This window comes from Actinomyces ruminis (assembly GCF_002154335.2).
GTDB lineage: Bacteria > Actinomycetota > Actinomycetes > Actinomycetales > Actinomycetaceae > Actinomyces > Actinomyces ruminis.
Window position 1 is genome coordinate 195603 of sequence record NZ_MTPX02000042.1, and the last position, 22465, is coordinate 218067.

The window sequence follows — 22465 nt, forward strand, 5'->3', positions numbered from 1 at the left end:
TGGATAGCGGTTTCGGCGGCTACCGGCGCCGGCCACGCCAGTGGTGGCCGCTCAACCCCAGGTGAAGAGGGGCGCGCCGGCCTCCACGTGTCCGCCCGTGGCGCCGGGGACGACTTGCGTGCCCTCGGCCTGTAAGGCGATGACCGGCACGATCGGGTTGCGGCCACCGGCCTCGACGGTGGCCGGGCACCAGGTCACCACGGGATCGCCCGCGGCGACGCCGTCTCCCTCGGCAACATGCAGCGTGAAGCCAGCCCCGTCGAGCTGCACCGTGTCCAGCCCTAGGTGCACCAGGACACTGTGCCCCGCAGCGTCGGTCACGATGAAGGCATGGGGATGAATCTTGGCGACCGTCCCAGCGATGGGGGCGAGTGCACTGACGGTATCCCCGCCCGCGCGGTCCGGGTCGACGGCCACACCGGGACCGAGCATGCCGGTGGCGAAGACCGGGTCTGGCACATCGGCGACGGCGACCACGCAGCCGGTCAGGGGCGCGCGGACGACGACGCTCTCCGGGGCCTGGCTGCCTGCGCCGAATGCGTGGGTGTCGTCGTCCGATCCGGCGGGGGTGCCGACGCCGCTTGAAGCCTGAAACATGTGTGTCCTCCTCGGTGAGCCGCACGTCGGCCGTGACGGTGCGGGCCGGTCGACGGCGCGCGTGTGCCCCATCGCCCAGTCGGCCGGAAGCGACCGGTGCTACCGGCCATGGTAACGGCAGGGGTACGGGCTCTTCCGGGATGAGGATGCGGTGAGCTGGCGGGTAGAGGTCGCCGAGTGACGGTTGATGCGTGGGTCCGGGTGTGTGGCAGGTGGGGCGTGACGGTTCGCCACTTGTCGCGACGGTTCGCGGGGTAGATGCACGATCCTTGACAACCAGCGGTGCAGGGCTTGCACTGGAGACGCCGGACCGGACGTGTTCAAGGGCGAGCCCGCGGACCGGCGATTACACGAGCTGCCCAGGGTGCGGCACCGGTGCCGCACCCTCACATGACTGGAGGGAATTGATCGTGTCTGACAAGAAACAGAGCTCGGGCGGTGCCTTTGCTGTGGCTCAGCGCCTGGGCCGTTCGCTCATGCTGCCCATCGCCACGCTCCCCGCCGCAGGCCTGCTGCTTCGGCTCGGCCAGGCGGACATGCTCGGGGCTGACGGGCTGGCTGCACATGTGGCCTGGATGCAGCCGGTGGCAGACGTGCTGGCCGCCGCCGGCAACGCCGTGTTCAACAACCTGCCGCTGATCTTCGCGGTCGGTGTGGCCATCGGCTTTGCGAGGAAGGCGGACGGGTCCACCGCCATTGCCGGCCTGTTCGGCTACCTGGTGCTTCAAGGGGTGTTTGGCGCGCTGGCGCCCTACTGGGGGGCGGGCGGTGAGACCCCGGCGGAGAACACCATCAACTACGGTGTACTCGGCGGCATTGTCATCGGCATTGTGGCGGCCAGACTGTGGCAGCGGTACTACCGCATCAAGCTGCCGGACTGGCTGGCCTTCTTCGGCGGCCGCCGCTTCGTCCCGATCGTCACCTCGGTGGCGGCGATCGGCGTCGCCCTGGTCATGGGTGCCTTGTATCCTGCGTTCAACTGGCTCATTAACGATCAGCTTGGCGGCTGGCTGATGACCGCCGGCACGGAGGGCGGCGTCGCCGCTGCTCTGGCGGCCTTCGTATTCGGCACCGTGAACCGCCTGCTTATCCCCTTCGGTCTGCATCACCTGCTCAACTCCATCCCGTGGTTCCAGCTGGGCGACTGCACCAATGCGGCAGGTGAGACTCTCCACGGCGACCTGACCTGCTTCTTCTCCGGGGTGGATGGCACGAATGCCTGGACCGGCTCCTTCATGACGGGTTTCTTCCCGATCATGATGTTCGCGTTGCCGGGTGCGGCCCTGGCGATCTGGCGCAGCGCTCTGCCCGCTAGGCGCAAGACCACCGGCGTGCTCATGATCTCGGTGGCGCTGACCGCATTCGTCACCGGTATCACCGAGCCCCTGGAGTACGCCTTCGCCTACGTTGCCTTCCCGCTGTACGCGGTCCACGCCGTCCTCACAGGCACCTCCCTGGCGCTGGTGAACGCCCTCGGCATCAAGGACGGCTTCGCATTCTCGGCGGGCGGTATCGATTACCTGCTGAACTTCGGCAAGTCCGCCGAGCTGTCCGGCGGAACCTTGGCCGGCCCGGTCGCCCTGCTCGGGGTGGGCCTGGCCTACTTCCTCATCTACTACTTCCTGTTCCGCTTCCTCATCACCAGGTTCGGCTTCAAGACCCCCGGTCGTGAGGACGACGGCGACAGCTTTGCGGCCGCTCAGGAAACCGCTGCGCAGTCCACGGGCAAGCGGCGTTCCGACTAACCGTGCCGTGATGGCGGCGGGTCGAGCGCCGTGTGCTCGGCCCGCCGCCATATCAACCGACCTCGGTGGGGAGGACGGACGGGGCGACGCCGGTCAGCTTGCGGTGGAGCGGGTGCATGCCTGCACGCTCATCACGCGGCGAGTGTCATCGAGGTTCTCGCTGACAATGCGGCGGAAGGCTGCGGGCGCATCCGCATGTGCGGCCAGCCAGCTCTCCAGCGCCGCGGCCGGAGCGACGTCGGGCAGCCCCACAGTGGCGGACGACCACAGGCGTTCCAGCAGGTTCTCGGCCATGTGGAAGGTACGCGAGTTCCAGATGCCGTCGGCCTCCTTTACGTACTCCGAGATGAAGGGGACCAGCAACTCGGGGTTGCGCTCCACCATGTTGAAGCCGGCGAGCATCTTCACCTGCGTCTCATTGGGCAGGCCGGCGTTGTCAACCAGTTCGCGCCAGGCGGCCGCCTTCGCCTCCGCGGTGGGCACGGCGGCGCGTGCCTGGGCGGCGCGCTCGCGGCCCGTGGTGGTGCGGTCCCGCGCCTCCTCAGCGGCGATCTCCGGCTCGCCGCAGCGTCCAGCGGCGACCAGGCCCACCAGCAGCTCCCAGCGCAGGTCCTGGTCCACGACCAGGCCCGGCAGGGTGGCGGAGCCATCCAGCCAGGCGGAGACGGCGTCGAGCTGGGAGTCGGCAACGGCGTGGGCGGCAACGGCGCGCACCAGCTGCAGCTGCTTGTCGCTACCGGCCTCGGCGGAACGCGCCAGGCCCAGCAGCGTGTCGGTGGTCGCGGTGGCCGCGTCCCGACGCTCGGCCGGGGGCAGGTAGGCCGACAGGCAGGTCGCCACCCGCGCCAGCAGCCCCTGCACCACGCTGGAATGCGTCTCGGTCTGCAGCGCGCGCAGTGCCGCGGCGAGGAAGTCGGCGGCCGGCAGCTCGCCGTCGCGCACCATGTCCCAGGCGCTGGCCACCAGCAGCGAGCGCGGCAGCGAGGTGGTGAAGGCGTCCACATGTGCCAGTCCGGTGGCGAGCGAGGCGTCGTCCAGGCGCACCTTGGCGTAGGTGAGGTCCTCGTCGTTCAGGATGAAGACGTCGGGACGAGCGGTGCCGACCAGCTCGGGCACTTCGGTGCGTGCCCCGACGACGTCGAGCTCGACGCGGCCGGTGCGCTCCAGTGCGGCCGGGATCTGGGATCCGAGCGTGTAGGCGCCCAGCACCACCCGGTGGGGGCGCAGTGAGGCCGGGGAACCCGCAGGGATCTCCTGGACAATCGTGGCGGAAGTGATCAAGCCGTCGGCATTGGCGTCCAGCTCCAGGCGCAGGGTGGTCACGCCCGCCTCCTGCAGCCAGACCCGGGTCCAGGCCGACAGGTCGCGGCCGGAGACTCGTTCCAGCTCGCCGAGCAGGTCGGCCAGGGTGGCGTTGGCGTAGGCGTGTGCCGCCAGGTAGTTCTTGATGCCCGCGAAGAAGGACTCGCGGCCCACATACGCCACCAGCGCCGACAGCACGGAGGCGCCCTTGGCGTAGGTGATGCCGTCGAAGTTGACCTCCACATCGTGCAGGTCGTTGATGTCCGCGGCGATCGGGTGGGTGGAGGAGAGCTGGTCCTGGTTGTAGGCCCAGTTCTTCTCCAGCACCTGGAAGGTGGTCCAGGCGTCCGTCCAGCGAGTGGCTTCTGCGACGGCGAGGGTGGAGCAGTACTCGGCGAAGGACTCGTTCAGCCACAGGTCGTCCCACCACTTCATGGTGACCATGTCCCCGAACCACATGTGCGCCAGCTCGTGCAGGATGGTCTCAGCGCGGCGCTCGACGCGCGCCTGCACCGGCCGGGAGCGGAAGATGTAGTCGTCGCGGTGGGTGACGATGCCGGCGTTCTCCATGGCGCCGGCGTTGAACTCGGGCACGAAGGCCTGGTCGTACTTGGTGAAGGCGTAAGGGGTGCCGAACAGCTCCTCGTAGTAGGCGAAGCCGCTCTTGGTGATCGATAGGATCTCCTCGGCATCCATGAACTCTTCCAGGCTCTTGCGGCAGTAGACGCCCAGGGGAACGGTGCGGCCGTCGGCGGCGGTGTAGACATCGGTGGCGCCCACATAGGGGCCGGCGACGATTGCCGTGATGTAGGAGCTGATGCGCTCGCAGGGGGCGAAGGCGAAGGTGTGCGTGCCGGCGGCGGCAGGCGTGGGCACGGGAGTGGGGGAGTTGGACAGGACCGTCCAGCCCTCGGGCACGGTGACGGTGAAGCGGAAGATCGCCTTCAGGTCGGGCTGCTCGAACACGGTGTACATGCGGCGGGCATCGGGCACCTCGAACTGGGTGTACAGGTAGGTCTCGCCGTCGGCCGGGTCGGTGAAGCGGTGCAGGCCCTCGCCGGTGTGCATGTAGGCGCAGTCGGCTACCACGGTCAGCTCGTTGTCCGTCTGGAGGTCCGCCAGCGCGATGCGCGAGTCAGCGAACACCTGCCGCGGGTCGAGCTCGACGCCATTGAGCGTCACCGCATGCACGGCTGGGGCGATCAGGTCGATGAAGGTGGAGGCTCCCGGGGTGGCGGTGAAGCGGACCGTCGTGGTGGAACGGAAGGTGGCGTTGGCGGGGTCCGCGGCGCCGGACAGATCCAGGACGACGTCGTAACTGTCGGTGGAGACGACGGCGGCGCGTGCCGCTGCCTCCTCGCGGGTGAGGTTCTGACCGGGCACGAAAGCTCCTTCAGTCGTAGTGGCAGATGCTCTGGGAACCGCGGTGCGAGCCGCGAGGTCCCGGGCGATTGTCCCACTGCGCGCCGAGGGCCAGAAATCGGGGCGCGTGACGTAGCAGTGGCCGGGATGCGGCGAAGGGAGGGCTCGACGCCGATTGATCGTGAGTTAGTACCAAAGGCCCAGGCGTGGGCGAACGGGATGATCGAAACGTTCAATATAGAGATCGATTCGATCGAACACTCTTGACGAAGGCGTGCGAGCGCCGCATGCTTGTTGTGTCGGAATGATCGGCGTGATCGTTCGCGGTTCCTCGCGTGAGTGAACCGTTCACTATCGAGGTACAAGGAGGTATCCATGACGGCACCAGCAGACATCCGGGTGCGCAGGCCCGGTAAGACCAACTGGCGGTGGATCGTCGCCGTCGTCTGTGCCCTCGGGCTCGCTATCAACTACATCGATCGCTCAGCGATTTCTGTGTCCTTGCCCTACATGACCAAGGACTTTGACATCACACCGGGTGAGCAGGGCCTCATCCTCTCCGCGTTCTCCTGGTCCTACGCGATCATGCAGATTCCTGCGGGATCGCTCATCGACAAGTTCGGCGAGCGCGTGATGTTCGGCGCCTCGGTGTTCGTGTGGTCGGTGTGCACCGGCGCCACCTTCCTGGCCAGCAGCTTCGGCATGCTGTTCGGACTGCGCCTGGGACTGGGCATCGGCGAGTCCGGCGCATATCCGGCTTCCGCCAAGACCGTGTCTCGGTGGTTCCCCCAGCGGGAACGTGCCCGCGCCACCTCCGTGTACGACTCGGGCGCGCGCATCGGCTCGGCCATCGCCACCCCCGTCATCGCCGGAATCATCGGCCTTTGGGGATGGCGCTGGGTGTTCCTGATCGCCGGGGTGCTCGGGATCCTGTGGGCGCTCGGTTGGTGGACCCTATACCGTCGCCCGGAACTCGTTGGTCGCATCGGCGAGGAAGAGATGGCAATCATCAACGAGGGCCGTGAGCAGGAGGCACGCGAGGCGGCTGCGGCCGGCACCGAAAAGGCCATCCCGGTGCTCGTCCTACTGCGCAAGCGGGCCGTGTGGGCCATGATGATCGGTTTCTTCTGCGTCAACTTCGCGGTGACCTTCTTCCTCACCTGGTTCCCCACCTACCTGGTTGACGAGCGCGGTTTCGACCTACTCAAGCTCGGTCTGTTCGGGGCGATTCCCCCGATCTGCTCGATCATCGGGTCCTGGAGCGGCGGCCTGGTCAACGACGCCCTGCTCAAGCGCGGTTGGTCAGTGACTCGTGTGCGCAAGACCTGCCTGGTGGTCGGCATGCTGTTGTGCGCCGTCATCGGAGCGGCAGCATTCGTCCCGACGGCGGGCCTGGCACTGGCGCTCATGTCGGTGTCCTACTTCGGCTCCGCCTTCACTATCGTCACCATCTGGTGCCTGCCCGCGGACTTCGTGCCCGCGTCCACCGTCGGTGTGCTGGGCGGTACGCAGAACTTCTTCTCCAACATCGGCTCGGCGCTCAACCCGATCGTCATCGGCTTCCTGTATGGAGCCACCGGCACCTTCGGGCTTCCGCTGCTGCTGTCCGGCGGAGTATGCATTATCGGCGCACTGGTCTTCGCCCTGATGCTCCCGAAGGTAGAGCAGATCGACTTCTCCCGGGACGTGATCACCGTGTGAGAACAGGAATAGACCGCGCCAAGACGGGGACAGGGAGAACGGCCCCGTTGGCTTGGAATCCGCAATTCGGTGGGCGCGCTCCACACGGGTCAATCGCCACTCACACCACACGACACCGCCACAACGACGAAAGGAGGTGGGACGATGCATTCAGAAGCGATTCTCAACGATCAGGGAGGCACCATGGCCATCACCGTTCGCTCCGGCGTCACCGACGAGCCCCGTACCAAGGGGGACCGGCGGCGCGCCCGGCTCGTTGAGATGCTCGGCGAGGGATCGGACAAGCGTGCGTCGGTGAATGAGCTGGCTCAGGCCCTGGATGTATCCGTGGTCACCATTCGCCGCGATCTGGCCCTGTTGGAGAAGGACGAGATCATCTCCCGCACCTACGGGGGTGCCTCGCTGGCCCCCGGCAGGCGTGAGCTGACCATGGCGCAGCGTCAGGTGAGCAACGCCGTTGAGAAGGAGGCGATCGCCCAGGTGGCAGTTTCCCTCATCAATGAGGGTGATCTGGTGATCCTCGATGCCGGTTCCACGGCGGAACGTATTGCCACCGCCATCGACAACCGCTTCGAACTCACCGTGGTCACCAACGGGCTGCGCTGCATTAACCAGCTCGTGGGACAGGACAAGGTCCATGTGCTCGTTCTCGGCGGCAACCTGCGTGGCATCAACGAGACCATCTGCGGCGGTGACGCCGAGATGACCTTGTCCCGCATCTACGGGAACATCGCCTTCGTCGGTGCCGACGCCGTAAGCGCCGAGCGCGGCATCGCCTCGCGCACCTACGACCAGTCCCGGCTGAAGTCGATGATGCTGCGCCAGGCTTCCCAGGTGTATGTCATCGCCGACTCCTCCAAGCTTGACGACGACACCGACTACCCTTACTGGTCCCCGCTGCCCCACGAATGGGGACTTATCACCGACGTCAAAGCCTCCTCCGAGCAGATCGATGCCCTCGAGGAGCGCGGCGCCACCACCATTCTGCTCGCCGGCGAGCAGAGCCCCAAAGACTCACGTAATTCCAAGGAAGAACCATGACCAGCAATGCGACTGTCAACACGACCGTCGATCTAAGGGCCACCATGCGCAAGGCCGTACTGCACGCTCCGAACGACATGCGGATCGAGCAGGTTCCGATCCCCGAGCTTGAGCCGGGTGACGTCCTGCTCAAGGTCACCGGGGCCCTGCTGTGCGGGACGGACGTGCGCATCTACACCGGCCGCAAGACCCGCAACGTCTCCCTGCCCTCCACGCTGGGGCACGAATTCGCCGGGGAGGTGGTAGCCGTGAATGGCGACCTGCCCGAGGGCGTGTCCATGGGCGACCAGGTCTGCGTCTACCCGCTGGTCCCGTGCGGGACTTGCTCGGCCTGTTCCAAGGGCCACCCCAACATCTGCCGCAACCGCGTCGCCTTCGGCTATCAGCTCGACGGCGGGCTGTCGCAGTACGTGCGGGTCCCCGCCCGGGCCCGTGAGAACCTCATCCCGATCAACCATGTCTCCGCTCTGGAGGCCGCCATCGTCGAGCCGGTCTCCTGCGCCCTGAACGGCCAGAACCTGGCCAAGGTCGCCGGGGCGGACACCGTGCTGGTGGCCGGGGCGGGCCCACTCGGCCTGATCCACATCCGTCTGGCCAAGGCCCAAGGTGTGCGCCAGGTCATCTCCGTGGAGCCCAACCAGGCCCGCCACGATATCGCCCGCGCCTCCGGAGCCGACCTGGTGCTCGCCCCGAGCGACGACATCGCCGACCGGATTCGTGACTTCGCCCCCGACGGCATCGACGTGGTCATCATGGCCATCGGCCGTCCCGAGGCGATGACCCCCTACCTGGGCGTGCTCGCCCCCGGCGCCCGCATCTCCGTGTTCGCCGGCTTCAACTCCGAGGCCAAGCTCGAGTTCGTCGCCAACGACATCCACTACAACGAGTACGAAATCGTCGGCGCCTCCTCCTGCCGCCTGGAGAACTTCCAGCAGGTGGCTCCGATGATCGACGACGGTCGGCTGAAGGTGGCCGATCTGATCGGCACCCAACTGCCGCTGGACCGCGCCGTGGAGGCCATCGACCTGGCCGCCTCCGGTGCCGACATGCGCGTCGGCGTCGACGTCTGGGCCTGACGCCCGGCGACTCCTCCCAACCGCCCTTCCGGCTCGCGTTCACGCCGCGAGTCTCGGCCAGTACACCCTTTTGCGACTCACTGACTGATTTCACCCGAGTGGCCCGGCGCAGGGTCGAGCCACGCATCAACACACCGACAAGGAGAAAGAACCATGTCCGTCTACTCGCTCAACCCCGTCGGCACCACTCCCGCCCTCGGCCGCCAGCTGCGCCTGCGGCGCCTGCTCGGCGCGGACGGCCGCATGATGTCGGTGGCTCTTGACCAGGCCGTCCCCCGCGGCGTCGCCCCGCGCCTGGCCGACATCAAGAACACCTTCAACCGGATCATCGAGGGCGAGCCCGACGCCTTCACCGTTTTCAAGGGCATTGCCGGCCACCTGCTGTGGGACAACGACGTCACCGTGCCGCTCATCATCAAGGGCTCCACCTTCTGCGTCGACTTCCACCCCACCTACGACGCCACGGTCGGCAACGTTCACGACGCCATCCGCCTGGGCGCCGACGCACTCGCCATTGGCATCTCCGCTGGCTCGGAGAACCAGGTCGCCATGCTGGAGATGATGTCCGCGACCACCGAGGAAGCCCACAAGTGGGGCATGCCGGTCATCTGCCACGCCTACCCCTCCGGGGAGCTGTGGGGCGACCGCAAGGGTTCCACCGAGTCCGTCGTCTACGCGGCCCGCGCTGCCGCCGAATGCGGCACCGACATCGTCAAGACCTGGTACACCGGCTCCGCGGCGGAGTTCAAGCAGGTCGTCGACGCCGTCCCCACGCCCGTCGTCGCCGCCGGCGGCGCGCCCGCCCCCAAGCCCATCAATGTGCTGGAGCAGGCGGCGGCCGTCATGGAGGCCGGCGGTGTGGGCATGACCTGCGGGCGCAACATCTGGCAGGCCGAGGACCCCGCCAAGATGGTTCGGGCGCTGCGCGCGGTGGTGCACGACGGCGTTGTTCCCTCCGAGGCCGTCAAGCTGCTGGACTGACGGCCGTCGGTGCCGCCAAGACGAGAGGATGACGGAGGTTCAATGATGAGCACATTCGTCGGAATCGACCTGGGGACCTCGGCCACCAAGGCCGTCGTCGTCGACGCCGGTGGGGAGGTGATTGCCCGCGCCCGCTGCGCCCACCCGCGTTCCCGCTCCGTGCAGGGACGCGTGGACCCGCGGGCCTGGGAGCAGTCCATCCGCGGCGCGCTGGCCGAGCTGGGACCGACCCTGGCCGGCGCCGCCGGCGTCGGCATCGACGTCCACTGCCCGGTCGCCGTGCCGCTGGACGACGTAGGAAGGGCCTGCGGCTTGGGAGTGGTGTGGGACAACAACATCCTGCGCTACTACTTCAACCAGTTCTCGGATCAGCGCTCGGAGCAGGCACTCGCGGCCACGGGGAATCACCCCTCGCAGTCGACCTTCATGGCCCTGGCGCACCCCTACCTGCGCAACCACGACGCAGACGCCTTCGCCCGCATGGCCACCTTCGGCATGGCCGGCACCTGGCTCGGCGCTCTGCTCACGGGGCGCACCGCCCTGGACCCCACCCAGGCCTCCTACTCCGGCATCTTCAACACGCTGGAGCCGGAACGGGGATGGATTCAGGAGACCATCGACCTGCTGGATATCGACCCGGAGTCGCTCCCGCCGGTCAAGCACGCGGTGGAGATCCTCGGCACGGTCACCGCGGAGGCGGCCGCCGAATTCGGGCTGCCCGAGGGTATTCCCGTGTCGGTCGGCTCGGCCGACACCCCCGCCGCCTCCTATGCCCTGGGCACCAGACCGGGCACCAAGCCCTTCTTCATCATGGGCACCACCCATGTGATCAACTCCTGCCTGGACGCCCCGGACACGCGCGCCACGGCCCTGCAACGCTGTGGCAACCGGCCGGGGGAGTGGCTGATCAACGGTGTGACCAACGGCGGCGACGCCCTGGCCACCGGGGCGCTGGTGGCCGGCTTCGGCGAGGCCGGCGGCGGCGTCGCCGAGATGATTCGCACCGCCTACGACATCTCCCGCGAGGACGCGGTTACCGCCCCGTTCTTCATCCCGCACGTCATGCGGGAGCGGGGACCGCTGTGGTTCGAGGCGCCTTGCGCCCGACTGGTGGACATCACCCGTGAGACCAGCCGCGCGCAGGTGGCCCGCGGCATAGTCGACGGCGTCCTGCTAGTGGACCGCATGGTGCTCGGCTCCTGCGTGTCCAAGGGCTCGGGCTCCATTTACGTCACCGGCGCCTTCGGGGCCGACGAGGCCTTCCCCCAGATGCTCGCCGACATCCTCGACGCCGATCTGGACCTGGTCGACGAGTCCTACCTGCCGGCCATTGGGGCGGCGGGCATGTGCGGCGCCACCGTGGCCGGCCTGGTTCTGCCGGAGGTTGCCTCCCGGCGGGTCAGCCCGCGGCCGGATTGGGTGGCCATCAACGATGACCGCTGGGACGCCTTCCGCGCCTCCTGGACCGACGCGACCGGACGCGAGCCGCTGCCGGAGATCTGACTGCCGCGGCCGCCCATCTTCAACTGTCACCTCTAACGAAAGGCAATTCCATGACTACATCTACAAATAGTGTGGAGGCTGTGAAGCCGTCCCAGTCCGTGTACGTCGCCCGGCTGCTGACCGACGCCGTCACCCGTGAGCTGGACTCCCATGCCGGGGTCAGCTTCGACGTCGGCCAGGAGGCGCCGCCCGCTCGGGCGGAGCTGCTGGAACGGGGTGGCCGGGAAGGACGCCGCCATCGTCACGCTCACCGAGCGCATAGACGAGGAGTTCTTCGCGGCCGCCGGGCCGAGCCTGAAGGTGGTGGCCAATGTGGCCGTCGGCTTCGACAATATCGACCTTGCCGCCGCCGCCCGCCACGGCGTCACGGTAACCAACACCCCCGGGGTGCTGGACGGTGCCACCGCCGACCACACCTTCGCCCTCATCCTGGCCCTGGGGCGGCGCATCGTCGAGGCCGACCGCTTCATCCGTGAGGGCAACCAGTGGGTGTGGGGGCCGCGCATGTTCGTCGGACTGGACATCTCCGCCGGTGCCACCCTGGGCATCATCGGCCTGGGGCGCATCGGCATGGCCGTGGCCCGGCGCGCCCGTGCCTTCGACATGCGTGTCATCGCCACCGATGCCACCCGCCCGCTGGGTTCCACGGTCGAGGGCGTCGAGATCGTCAGCCAGGAGGAACTGCTGGTGAGCGCCGACGTCGTCTCTCTGCACGTACCGCTGCTGCCCTCCACCCGCCACCTGATCAACCGGGAGGCACTGGCTGCCATGAAGCCGGGCGCCTACCTGGTCAACTGCGCGCGCGGCGGCATCGTGGACGAGCAGGCGCTGATCGAGGCGATCGACTCCGGGCACCTGCGCGGCGCCGCCATCGACACCTTCGAGGGGGAGCCGCACGTCAACCCCGAGCTGATCGCCCGGCCGCAGGTGGTGCTCACCCCGCACACCGCCAGCGCGGGTGAGGCGACGCGTGACCGTATGTGCCGGCTCGCCGTCGACAATGTTCTCGCCGTGCTGGCCGGGCGTGAGCCGCTCACTCCGGTGAAGACTGCCTAAGGCGTACGCCGAGGCCCCGCCGCGACCGGAGAGGAAGGACAGCACCGTGAAGATCGTTTTGGCGCCCGACTCCTTCAAGGAGAACATGACGGCACTGCAAGCCGCCCGGGCCATGCAACGCGGCGTGCACGACGTCTACCCCGAAGCCGAGACGGTCATGGTGCCCATGTCCGACGGCGGGGAGGGTTTCGTGGATGCCATCGCCGCCGCCTGGGGCGCCGAGGTCGTCACGGTGCCCACCGTCGACGCCCTGGGGCGGCCTATCCGGGCCGCCTATGGGCTCGACGGTGACCGCGCTGTCATGGACGTGGCCAGCTGCGCCGGCCTGGAGCTCATCGACCCCGCCGACCGGGATGTCCTGCACTCCAACACCGCCGGACTGGGGCTGCTCATTAAGGACGCCGTCGGCCGCGGAGCCCGGCGCATCATCCTCGGCATTGGCGGGTCGGCCACCAATGACGCCGGCCTGGGCATGCTCACCGCCCTGGGGGCCCGACTCCTCGACGCCGTCGGCGAACCCGTCACGCCCTACCCCGAGCAGTTCGAACGGATAGCCGCCATCGACCTGGACGGCCTGCTCCCAGAACTCGCCCGAGTCCGCTTCCAGGTGGCCTGTGATGTGACCAACCCGCTCGCCGGCCCCGACGGCGCTACCGCCGTATTCGGGCCCCAGAAGGGCGTGACCCCCGAGTGGGTGTCGGTTCTGGACCGGGCCCTGGCCCACGTAGCCCGGGTATCTGGACACGGGAAAGAGGCGGCCGTGCCCGGGGCCGGTGCCGCGGGTGGACTCGGCTTCTCCCTGCGGGTCTTCCTCGGCGCCGAGCTCGAGCCCGGGGTCGAGTTGGTGGCGCGCGCCGTCGCCCTGGGCGACGCCGTAGTCGGAGCTGATCTGGTGCTGACCGGCGAGGGATCCGTGGACGCCCAGACCCTGGCGGGCAAGACGCCCGCCGGGGTCGCCCGCGTCGCCGCCGGGGCGGGCGTGCCCTGCGTCGTCTTCGCCGGGCGCATCAAGGACGGGGCGGAGAACCTGCTCGAGCACGGGGTGCGCGACCTGGTCAAGGTCGGCCCGCCCGACGAGCCCCTGGAGCAGGCCCTGCGCCACGGCCAGGAGAACCTGCGCCGCGCCGTCGGCGACTACCTGCGCCGCTGATCCCCAGCCGGTGCGGGGCCGCCATGCGTGGTTTCTACCGATCTCGGCGAGTCAGTCGGCGGGGGTGCAGGCGCCGGGCGTGTACCCGTAGGCGGCCAGGGTGGCATAGGTCTGCTCCGTCGGCGGTGCCGCGAAGCCGTCCTCCACGGGCCCTGCCGGAACCTCCACCAGGTTGACGGCGGTAGCGCCCTCGCCCGAGCCGCTGACGGCGCGGGCAAGTCGGGCCAGGTCCAGCAGACCGGTGCCGGAGTCGACCCCGAGGTTTCCGGTGAGCGTCCATGCCAACGACTGGAGTGCCAAAGGACTACGGGCTCGCTCCGACAGGGCGGACATGACGGCGCGCATCACGACGCCGGTGAAGCGGCTGCGTCGTTCTGCGCCCTCCTGCTCCGACAGCGCCACCCACTGCCCATTGCGCTGCACCTCCGGGTGGCGGGAGCGTACCAGTGCCAGGGCATCCACGCCGTTTAGGCGCTGCGTGCCCGCGGCATCGATCTCAAGCCCGGAGTAGGCGTCGCGTACGGGCTCGTCGATCGCCACGTCGACCCCGCCCAGGGAATCAACGATGTCGGCGAACTGGGCCATATCGACGGTGACCACGTGGTCGGCGGCCACACCGTAGGCGGAGCACAGGGCATTAACCGTGTACTGCGGCCCCTGCAGGAAGGACGTGGCGAGGCGCTCCGCGAACAGCTGGCCCTGCGCCACAATCAAGTCACGCGGCAGCACCAGTACGTTCACACCGGAGGCGGCCGGCTGCACCAGCACGACGACGTCGGCGCGCGCTCCTTCGCCCACCTCCTCGACGCCGCCGTAGCGGGCGGGCCCGTCGGGCAGATCGGTGCGCGAATCGGTGCCGATCACCAGCCAGGTCTCCGCTGCGTCCCCCGTGGCGGTGACGCTCCCGGAGGCATGGCCGGGCAGATCGACGTTGAAGCGGTCCAGGCGGGTCCACAACACGCATAGGTCTCCCACTCCGAGGACCAGTAGCACAGCAAGGACAGTACAGACGGCGGCACGCAGCGGACGCCTGCGCCCCCATACACGCACCCGCGCCCACCAGGCGGAAAGCGCTTGGTGCGCGGGCGAGTATGCCTGCCGTTGTGGGCGAGTTAGCGAGGAGGTCATCACCCGGGCAGACTAGCCACCAGTCAGGCGTGACGGCGGCTGCGCAGCAGCACGGCGCCGGAGGCGAGCAGGCCGGCCGCGAGGATGACCGGGGCCAGGCCCTCACCACCGGTCTTGGCCAGCTCCTTGCCGGAGGCCTTGGCCGGAACAGCGACCGCAACGGTCGCGGAGGTGTCATCCGCCGTCGTCGTGGTGGGGTCGTTCTGGGCGATGGCGGTGTCGTCGGAGCTGTCATCGCGGGCGGAGAGGTTGTACGCGCCGTTAGCGACGGTGATCAGGGAGGTGGAGTCGCCGCCCTCGCCGTAGCGGGAGCCGGTCACGCGCATTACGTAGGTTCCGTCGGGGACGGAGGGCGCGGGGAAGGTGCCGTTGAAGTTGCCGTCGGCGTCAACGGTGCCGGAGCCGATGGTGGCCACAGGGGTGGCGTCGGCCGACTCGGCGTCGGCCTGGCGGATCAGGACAGCGGTGGCGGTCTCGCCCGGGGTCAGGCCCGAGGCCGTGATCTTGAAGGTCTGGGAGCCGGCCTCGCCGCTGAGCGTGTACTTGCCGGTGAAGTCGGTGCCGTCCAGGATGATCCGCTCGCCGGCCGTATCGCTCGTGTCACCGTTGTAGGTGGTGCACTGAGCCGCGATGTACCACGGGTCGACGTTGGGGTCGCCACCGACCTCGGCGACGGCGGCGGACAGGTCCACGGTGGCGGTCCAGGTGCCGTCGGCACCGGCGTCGACCGTGACGGGCGTGGAGTAGGTGGAGCCGTCCACATTGTTGGTGAGGGCGACGGCCACTGCGCCCGGGTTCTCCGAGGTGCCGCAGCCGGAGCCGGTTACGGTGATAGACGAGTTGGGGTCGACGACGCGGCTGTCGGGGGCGTCGAGCGTGAAGCCGGAATCGGTGGTGTCGGCGAATGCCGGAGTCGATACGACGGCGCCGGCGGCAACGAGTGCGGCGGTACCGATGGCGGTGATGGAGCGTCCGAGACGCATGGAACCTCCAGATGGGATAGACGGTTACGGCGCGGGGCGGCGCCGGACTGAGCCCAGCCTTCCTGGATCTCGGTTTGGAGACAAGCGCTTTTTGTGTGATCTGTTTGTGATTCTGGTTCCAGGCGGCATCACGCGTGTCGCATCAGTCTCAAAGCTAGGACCTAGGGCCCGCCGAGCCTGGCTCTTCGTGTTTGAGGCTGTGGCGGCCGACGGGTGGCGGTTCGCCGAGTGATGATTGGCGCGCGCATCCTGGTGGCGCGATGGGTGGGGTGTTCAGGGTGGAGCCTGGTGGATCAAGGACGACGTCCCTGCCTGCCCGGCACCGACCTTGTCAGCCCGAGAACGCCCTCGCGAGCCCGAAGACGTCCTCGCAAGCCTCAAAACGACCCGGCCAGCCGAGTACGACCTCCTGCGCCCGAGCACGACCCTCGCAGCGTAGCTCGTGCCGAACGATCACGGGTTGTTGGCGCGAGCGTGGTGCTTCGCCTCGGTTGTGGGGAGGCCTGTTGTCAACCCCTCGGTGTTTGGACCGGGTCCCCGCAGTTGGACCGGGTTCCCGCGCTTGGACCGGGTTCCCGCGCTTGGACCCTCTGAGAGTGCGTTTGAGGCGGTCCAACCGCAGACAGGCGGTCCAACCGCAGTTAGAGGGTCCGACCGCAGTTTGGCGGTCCAAACCCGGGGAAGAAGGGGGCGCCGACGAGCGCCTGGGATGCACGCCTTGCCGGCAACGGGCGGGCGGGGGCGGGAACATGCCGACGCCCGGCACCCCGGCGGCGAAACACCCCTGCCGCCGAGGCAGCCGACTGGTCGGCCCAGGACTGCTTACCCACGGGACACCGTGCTCCCACAGTCCCCTGTGGCCATACAGAACCCGCGAACACCAAGCACAACACCGACTTATCCGCCAGACCGTAATCACCCCGACATCCCCGAACCACACCAACCAATAGCCCAAGCTCAGACACCACGATCACGTCGACAACCCACCACCACACCCTCAAACCGGAAGAGCTGCGAATATGTGTCTAGGCCAGGTGGTGGCGGGGAGGAGTCCTCATATGTCGGTTCCCATGGACATGTGTTCCTGTCGACTCACGAGCCGCGCGGAGGTCACCGTGAGCCGGTCACACGCCGATGCATGGCCCGGGGCCGTCGACCGGCAGAGGCGGCGTGCCGACGTCGTCATGCACACTGCCTCTCCCATCCCGAAGCCTCACCAGATGGTCACGCGCTCCTCGGGTGGCAGCCACAGCGCATCGCCCTCGGTTACGTTGAAGGTCTCGTAGAAGGCGTCCACGTTGCGCACAATCCCGTTGCAGCGGAACTCTGCGGGGGAGTGCGGGTCGATCGTCAGCAGCAGTTCGGCGTAGTCGTCTCGGCTCTTGTTGCGCCAGATGCGTGCCCACGAGTAGAAGAAGCGCTCCAGGCCGGTGAGATCGTCGATTACCGGCGCCTGCTGCAGCGACTCGATCCCGGCGTCCGCCAGGGCCAGCGCATAGGCCTTCAGCGCGATGCCCAGACCACCCAGGTCGCCGATGTTCTCCCCGATCGTGAGTTCCCCGTTGACATGCGGGACGCGTCGGCGTCCTTGCCCTCGGCCTGCGCGCTGGCGACCAATGCCTCCGGGCGGTAGGCGTCGTACTGAGCGATCAGTGCATGGGTGCGGGCCTCGAAGGCCTCGCGGTCGGCCTGGGTCCACCAGTCGGTCACCTTGCCGTGCCCGTCGAAGGTGGAGCCCTGGTCGTCGAAGCCGTGGCCGATCTCGTGGCCGATCACGGCGCCGATGCCGGCGTAGTTGACGGCGTCGTCGGCGTCCGGGTCGAAGAAGGGCGGCTGCAGGATCGCGGCGGGAAAGACGATCTCGTTCATGGTCGGGTTGTAGTAGGCGTTGACCGTCTGCGGGGTCATGTGCCACTCCTCCCGGTCCACCGGCCCGCCCAGCTTGCGCAGGGAGCGGGCCAGCTCGAAGGCCTCCACCGAGCGCACCGAGCCGACGACGTCGCCGGGCGTCACCGTGACGGCGCTGTAGTCGCGCCACTTGCTCGGGTAGCCGATCTTCGGGGTGAACAGGGACAGCTTTTCCAGGGCGCGTTTGCGGGTGGCCGGGCTCATCCAGTCCAGGGCGGAGATCGACTGGCGGTAGGCCTCGATCAGGCGGGCGACCAGCTGCTCCATGCGCGCCTTGTGGGCGGGCGGGAAGTGCCGGGCGACGTACCGCTCACCCAGGGCCTCGCCCAGCGTGCCCTCGATCAGGCCGACACCGCGCTTCCAACGGGCCCGCAGCTCGTCCACCCCCTGGAGCGTGTGGGAGTAGAAGTCGAAGTTCTCCTCCACGAAGTCCCGCGAGAGCAGGGTGGCGCGGCCGTGCACCAGATGCCAGGCGGCCCAAGCACGCAGGTCGGCCAACGGCATCTCGTGCCACACCTGCGCCAGGTGCGACAGGTAGTCGGGCTGCTCGACGATGGTCTCGGCCAGCAGCATGCCGGGCTGCGCGCCGGCGTCCGCCACCGCCGCGTTCACGCCCTCGCGCCAGGCCTGCCATGGGAACAGCGGCGCGGAGGCGACCAGGTCGTCCCAGGCGGTGGGGTTGTTGATCTTCTCGATGTCCCGGCAGGCCACCACGTCCCAGTGGCCCTTGGCCAGTGCGGTCTCCAACGCCATGATGCGCCGTGCCAGTGCGTCGGCGTCGGCCCCCAGCTGCTGCGGCAGACCCGCCAAATCCAGCATACGTGCCACGTGGGCGACGTACGCCCGGCGGATCTCGGCACGGTCCTCCTCGCGGTAGTAGGACTCGTCGGGTAGGCCCAGGCCCGACTGGGCCATCCAGGTGGTGTAGCGGTCCGGGTCGTTAAGGTCGACCTCGACGTCGATGGCTACCGGCCCGGTGAAGCCGGCGGCCAGGTGGGCGCCCAGGGCATGGGCAAGCGCCTCCTTGTCCGCCGCCGCGAGCACGGGCTCCAGCTCGGGGATCAGCGGGTCGGCACTGAGCTGCTCCACGTGCTCCTCGTCCAGAAAGGCGGCGTACAGCGCGCCGAGCTTGCCCGCGGAGGTGGTGGGAACGTCGTCGTGCGGGGCGTCGGCCAGCTCCTCGAGAATGTCACGGCAGGCGGCCTCGGCGGCGTCGCGCAGCACCAGGAATGAACCGGTGGCCGGACGGTCGGCGGGGATCGTCGTCGTCGCCAGCCACGTCCCGTTCACATGGCGGTACAGGTCATCCTGCGGGCGCACGGAGGCATCGGCGGCGGCGGTGTCATACACGCCCGCCAGCACGGCGGCGTCGGAGTCGGTGGGCGCCGTCGGGGCGTCGGCGGGAGAAGCGGTCGGTTCAGTCATGGCGCAACGCTAGCCCGCGGGTGCACATCCGCCCGTATCCGCAGCTGGAGGGCGCCGGATTTGTTCGCGTGAGGCACAATTCATTCATGCGCATTCACATCGGCACCGACCACGCTGGATTCGAACTCAAGGGCATTCTCGTCGACCACTGGCGGCAGGCCGGCCACGAGGTCATCGACCACGGCTGCTACGTCTACGACCGCATGGACGACTATCCGGAGTTCTGCATCGCCTGCGCCGAGGCGGTGGTGGCCGATCCGGGCAGCCTGGGCGTGGTGCTCGGCGGCTCCGGCAATGGTGAGCAGATCGCCGCCAACCTGGTAGACGGCGTGCGCGCCGCACTGGTGTGGAACGAGGAGGTCGCTCGGCTCGCCCGCCAGCACAACAACGCAAACGTGGCCGGGCTGGGCGCCCGCATGCACAGCACCGAGGAAGCGGTGCGGATCCTGGACGCCTTCATCTCCGAGCCCTTCAGCGGCGAGAAGCGCCACCAGAACCGCATCGACCAGATGGCCGCCTACGAGGCACACCGCAACCATCCCCAGGATTGAGATCACCCGCTACGCCGCCTTAGTCGGCAGGTAGCGTTCCCGGTATGCCCGAAGGTCACACCGTCCACCGCCTTGCAGCTGCCCTCACCGAGTTGTATGGCGGCCAGCGCCTGGAAGTGTCCTCGCCGCAGGGACGCTTCGCCGCCGGCGCCGCCCGCCTGAACGGGCAGGTGCTCCTGGGGGCGCAGGCACACGGCAAGCAGCTGTTCGTGGCCTTCGCGCCGGTAGCCGACCTTCCCCAGGATGCCCCGGACGTGACCTGGACGCGCATACACCTGGGCCTGTACGGCTCGTGGACCTTCGCCGGCGACAGCGCCTTCACCGCGCCCCACTCCATCGGCGCGCCCCGCCGCAGAGTGGGGGAGCGGGGCGAGCAGCCCCTCGCGCACGGCGGCGGCTCCGCCTTGTCCGGCCTCGACGGGCAGCAGCCGGCCCCCGCCGCGCCCGGAGAGTGGACCCCGCCCGAACCTCGCGGCGCCGTCCGGCTGCGGCTCGCCGGGGAGCACGGGGTGGCGGACCTGACCGGACCGACCGCCTGCGAACTGTTGGATGCCGACGGCGTGGCCGCGGTGCGCCGTCGCCTGGGGCCGGACCCGTTGCGCCCCGATGCCGATCCCGAGGCGTTCATCGCCGCCGTTCGCCGCCGCAAGCGGAACATAGGTGAGCTGCTGATGGACCAGTCGATTCTGGCCGGGGTCGGCAATATCTACCGTGCCGAGGTCCTGTTCCGCGTCGGCCTGTCCCCATTCCGGCAGGGCAAGCGGATCAGTGCCGCGCGGCTGCAGGAGATTTGGGACGACCTGGTGCCACTAATGGAGTACGGGGTCGCCACCGGCTTCATCACCACGGTCGACGCCGCGGAGGTGCCCGAGCCGTTGCCCGAGGGTGATGCGGAGGCCGGGCGCTGGTACGTCTACCACCGGGCCCTGCGGCCCTGCCTGCGCTGCGGCACCTGCGTCGCGGAGCGGGAGGTTGCCGGGCGGCGCCTGTTCTGGTGTCCGGCCTGCCAGGCCTACTGACTGCTACTGCCCGTCTGCCCTGCGGTGCGGCAGCAGCGCAGTGACCAACAGCGCCACGCCGATTCCCGCCAGCAGCACAATCACCGCGGTGACCGGGTCGACTTGCACGCCCACGGCGACGGCGAGCAACAACCCTCCCAGCACCAGCAGGATCAGCCCCCACACCAGGGTGCCGGCCCGCACGCCCCGCGGTGCGCCCGGGGCCGAGCCGGAGGTGACGCCGTTGTCCTGTGCGTCGGTGTGCTTGCGCGGCGCGCTCCAGACGTCGCGCTCCGGGGTGAGCGGCGGCAGGTCATGAGGCGGTTGCGGGCCCGGGGACTCGGGCGGCTTACCCGCCGGCAGCTGCCAGGTGGTGGCCGGGTCGGGTGAGTCCGACGCCCCCAGGGGCAGCGGGGCGGTAGGGGGAGCGTCGGGGGAGGTGGCGTCCAGCTTGCGGGTCGCTTCCGCTGGGCTCACATCCAGGACGGCGGTGGTGTCGTTGTGCTCGGTTCCGGTGGTGTCCGCGACGTCGGTTACGTCCGCGGCCGCTGCGGGCCGGCCGTCCGCGTTGCTGGTGTTCTCGCTCATGGTTATCTCCTAAACAGCTGGTCGCAAGTCAGTCAGTCGCGGTCGGCGTGGCCGTGGCGGCTGCCGAAGGCTCACCGGAGGGCTGCGCCGAGGGTGAGGCGGATGCCTCGGCCTGCGCGTCGGCGATGGGGCTGGAGCCGGACTCCAGGGCCTCGCTCACGCAGTTGTCCCAGGCCTCCCGGCCGGCCCCCGTCAGGCTGGAGACGTCATACCAACTGCCGTCCCAATAGTCGTCTTCATAGGGATCCTCGTCTTCCGCGCCGTCCTCCGTGGCGGCCTCGGTAGCCCGGGCGTCCGCCGCGGCGTTCGCGCAGATAGAAGCAGTGTCGTCGTCGATCGCGTCGTGCGTCATGCCGGGAACCGGGAGTTCCTCATGGGAGTCGCCGTCGGCGTCCACCCAGTACCAGACGATCCACACCTCGTTGTTCTGGTTTCCGTACCAGGTAACTTCGCTGGGTTGCTCGTCTATGCGAACGTTTCCCGTGCCCACCTCGATGTCTAGCATGAGGGCGGTTCCGGAGGTCCGGGCGGCCGGCGAGGTGACCGAAGTGGTTTCGTCCACCTGCCAGTGGGCGACGCCGTAGTTGTTGATGCTGGTTCCATCGACCCGGTAGCGGTCCTCCTGCCAGTAGCCGCCGTCGCTGACCGGCTGGCCGTCGGCGAGCCAGTTGTCCTTGAAGTCGGCGGTGAACTCACCCATGCCCACCTCCGCGTCCACGGCCAGGTTCTGGCCCGTGGCCGTGCGCACCTTGACGTCGCCGACGCCGACGCTGAGTCGCGCCCGTGTGTGCGGCTCCGCACCGGCCGGCATGTCGCGCAGGTCTAGGACGACGCTTCCCACCGCGTAGTCGCCCAGGTCCACCACCATGTCCGCGTTGCCGTCGCCCGCGGCCAGTTGCGGTTCCAGATCGTCCCAGGTCAGCGTGACGGTGTTGTTGGGGGCGCCGTGCGTGAAGTCGCGCGCGCTTAGGACAGTTCCGGACATGTTGGCGCCGATTGCCACTGTGGGCAGGGCCACCAGTACGGCGAGCCAGCCTGCGGCGGTCATCCAGCCGCCGCGGCGCCCGCGCAGGGCGCTGATGACGATGCCTGCCCCCAGCAATGCGGTGATGGTGCCGACGATGGCGACCCCTGCCGCCAGTGGCCCCATGCGGCCGGTCGAACAGATCAGCACAATCGCGGCGATGCAGCAGCAGGCAATGCCCACAATCGCCAGTCCCAAGCGTCGGCCCGGCCCGGGGCGACGGGGCCGCGGGGGGCTGACAGGCCTGGGCGTGGGCGGCGCGGGCCGCACCGGCGGTGTGGGGGGTAGCGTCCTGCACGGGGTGCCGCAGGCGCGGCCGCCGCCATGGGGGGCGGTGTGATTGGCG

16 protein-coding genes and 1 pseudogene are annotated in these 22465 nt (G+C 68.8%); 10 read left to right on the forward strand and 7 right to left on the reverse strand.

Annotated features, from left to right (window positions below):
• Window positions 1-51: 51 nt before the first annotated feature.
• Window positions 52-597: a PTS sugar transporter subunit IIA gene (locus tag BW737_RS09065; protein WP_086614172.1), complete on the reverse strand. Its 546-nt coding sequence runs from the start codon at window positions 595-597 to the stop codon at window positions 52-54.
• A gap of 410 nt (window positions 598-1007) precedes the next feature.
• Here BW737_RS09065 and BW737_RS09070 point away from each other — a divergent pair, with 410 nt between their 5' ends.
• Complete coding sequence (locus BW737_RS09070; protein WP_180272159.1) at window positions 1008-2342, forward strand: PTS transporter subunit EIIC; 1335 nt, start codon at window positions 1008-1010, stop codon at window positions 2340-2342.
• A 93-nt stretch (window positions 2343-2435) separates the two neighbouring features.
• On the opposite strand, the gene pepN is transcribed toward BW737_RS09070, so the two are convergent.
• Window positions 2436-5027, reverse strand: a complete 2592-nt coding sequence (gene pepN / locus BW737_RS09075; RefSeq protein WP_086614171.1) for an aminopeptidase N — start codon at window positions 5025-5027, stop codon at window positions 2436-2438.
• A 354-nt stretch (window positions 5028-5381) separates the two neighbouring features.
• Between pepN and BW737_RS09080 the strand changes: the two genes are divergently transcribed.
• The 7 genes from BW737_RS09080 (at window position 5382) to BW737_RS09110 (ending at window position 13514) form a co-directional block, all read left to right on the forward strand.
• A complete protein-coding gene (locus BW737_RS09080) occupies window positions 5382-6707 on the forward strand; it encodes an MFS transporter (protein ID WP_086614170.1) in 1326 nt (441 codons plus the stop codon).
• Window positions 6708-6851: 144 nt separating this feature from the next.
• Complete coding sequence (locus tag BW737_RS09085) at window positions 6852-7748, forward strand: DeoR/GlpR family DNA-binding transcription regulator (RefSeq protein ID WP_086614169.1); 897 nt, start codon at window positions 6852-6854, stop codon at window positions 7746-7748.
• Window positions 7745-8824 (forward strand): alcohol dehydrogenase catalytic domain-containing protein, encoded by a 1080-nt coding sequence (locus tag BW737_RS09090; protein ID WP_218961880.1) that lies wholly within the window; start codon window positions 7745-7747, stop codon window positions 8822-8824. Before BW737_RS09085 ends, BW737_RS09090 begins: the two co-directional genes overlap by 4 nt.
• 153 nt (window positions 8825-8977) lie before the next feature.
• Window positions 8978-9805 carry a class I fructose-bisphosphate aldolase gene (locus BW737_RS09095; RefSeq protein WP_086614168.1) on the forward strand — a complete coding sequence of 276 codons (828 nt, stop codon included), beginning with the start codon at window positions 8978-8980 and terminating at the stop codon, window positions 9803-9805.
• Between the two features lie 42 nt (window positions 9806-9847).
• On the forward strand, window positions 9848-11308 hold the full coding sequence (locus BW737_RS09100; RefSeq protein WP_086614167.1) for a xylulokinase: 1461 nt from the start codon (window positions 9848-9850) through the stop codon (window positions 11306-11308).
• Window positions 11309-11443: 135 nt separating this feature from the next.
• Window positions 11444-12364 (forward strand): 2-hydroxyacid dehydrogenase, encoded by a 921-nt coding sequence (locus BW737_RS09105; protein ID WP_218961881.1) that lies wholly within the window; start codon window positions 11444-11446, stop codon window positions 12362-12364.
• A gap of 46 nt (window positions 12365-12410) precedes the next feature.
• Window positions 12411-13514, forward strand: coding sequence for a glycerate kinase (locus BW737_RS09110; protein ID WP_086614166.1), 1104 nt, complete (start codon window positions 12411-12413; stop codon window positions 13512-13514).
• Window positions 13515-13565: 51 nt separating this feature from the next.
• On the opposite strand, the gene BW737_RS09115 is transcribed toward BW737_RS09110, so the two are convergent.
• The 3 genes and pseudogenes from BW737_RS09115 to BW737_RS09125 form a co-directional block, all read right to left on the reverse strand.
• Complete coding sequence (locus BW737_RS09115) at window positions 13566-14642, reverse strand: LCP family protein (RefSeq protein ID WP_086614165.1); 1077 nt, start codon at window positions 14640-14642, stop codon at window positions 13566-13568.
• Between the two features lie 23 nt (window positions 14643-14665).
• Window positions 14666-15625 (reverse strand): hypothetical protein, encoded by a 960-nt coding sequence (locus BW737_RS09120; RefSeq protein ID WP_086614164.1) that lies wholly within the window; start codon window positions 15623-15625, stop codon window positions 14666-14668.
• A gap of 1213 nt (window positions 15626-16838) precedes the next feature.
• Window positions 16839-18958: pseudogene (locus BW737_RS09125) on the reverse strand (M13 family metallopeptidase).
• Window positions 18959-19044: 86 nt separating this feature from the next.
• Between BW737_RS09125 and BW737_RS09130 the strand changes: the two are divergent.
• Window positions 19045-19509 (forward strand): ribose-5-phosphate isomerase, encoded by a 465-nt coding sequence (locus tag BW737_RS09130; RefSeq protein ID WP_086614163.1) that lies wholly within the window; start codon window positions 19045-19047, stop codon window positions 19507-19509.
• A 44-nt stretch (window positions 19510-19553) separates the two neighbouring features.
• Window positions 19554-20528 carry an Fpg/Nei family DNA glycosylase gene (locus tag BW737_RS09135; protein WP_086614162.1) on the forward strand — a complete coding sequence of 325 codons (975 nt, stop codon included), beginning with the start codon at window positions 19554-19556 and terminating at the stop codon, window positions 20526-20528.
• Between the two features lie 3 nt (window positions 20529-20531).
• Here the strand turns inward: BW737_RS09135 and BW737_RS09140 are convergent, their stop codons facing one another.
• Window positions 20532-21095, reverse strand: a complete 564-nt coding sequence (locus BW737_RS09140) for a hypothetical protein (protein ID WP_086614161.1) — start codon at window positions 21093-21095, stop codon at window positions 20532-20534.
• 28 nt (window positions 21096-21123) lie between these two features.
• On the reverse strand, window positions 21124-22317 hold the full coding sequence (locus BW737_RS09145) for a DUF2029 domain-containing protein (RefSeq protein WP_143233355.1): 1194 nt from the start codon (window positions 22315-22317) through the stop codon (window positions 21124-21126).
• Window positions 22318-22465: the final 148 nt, after the last annotated feature.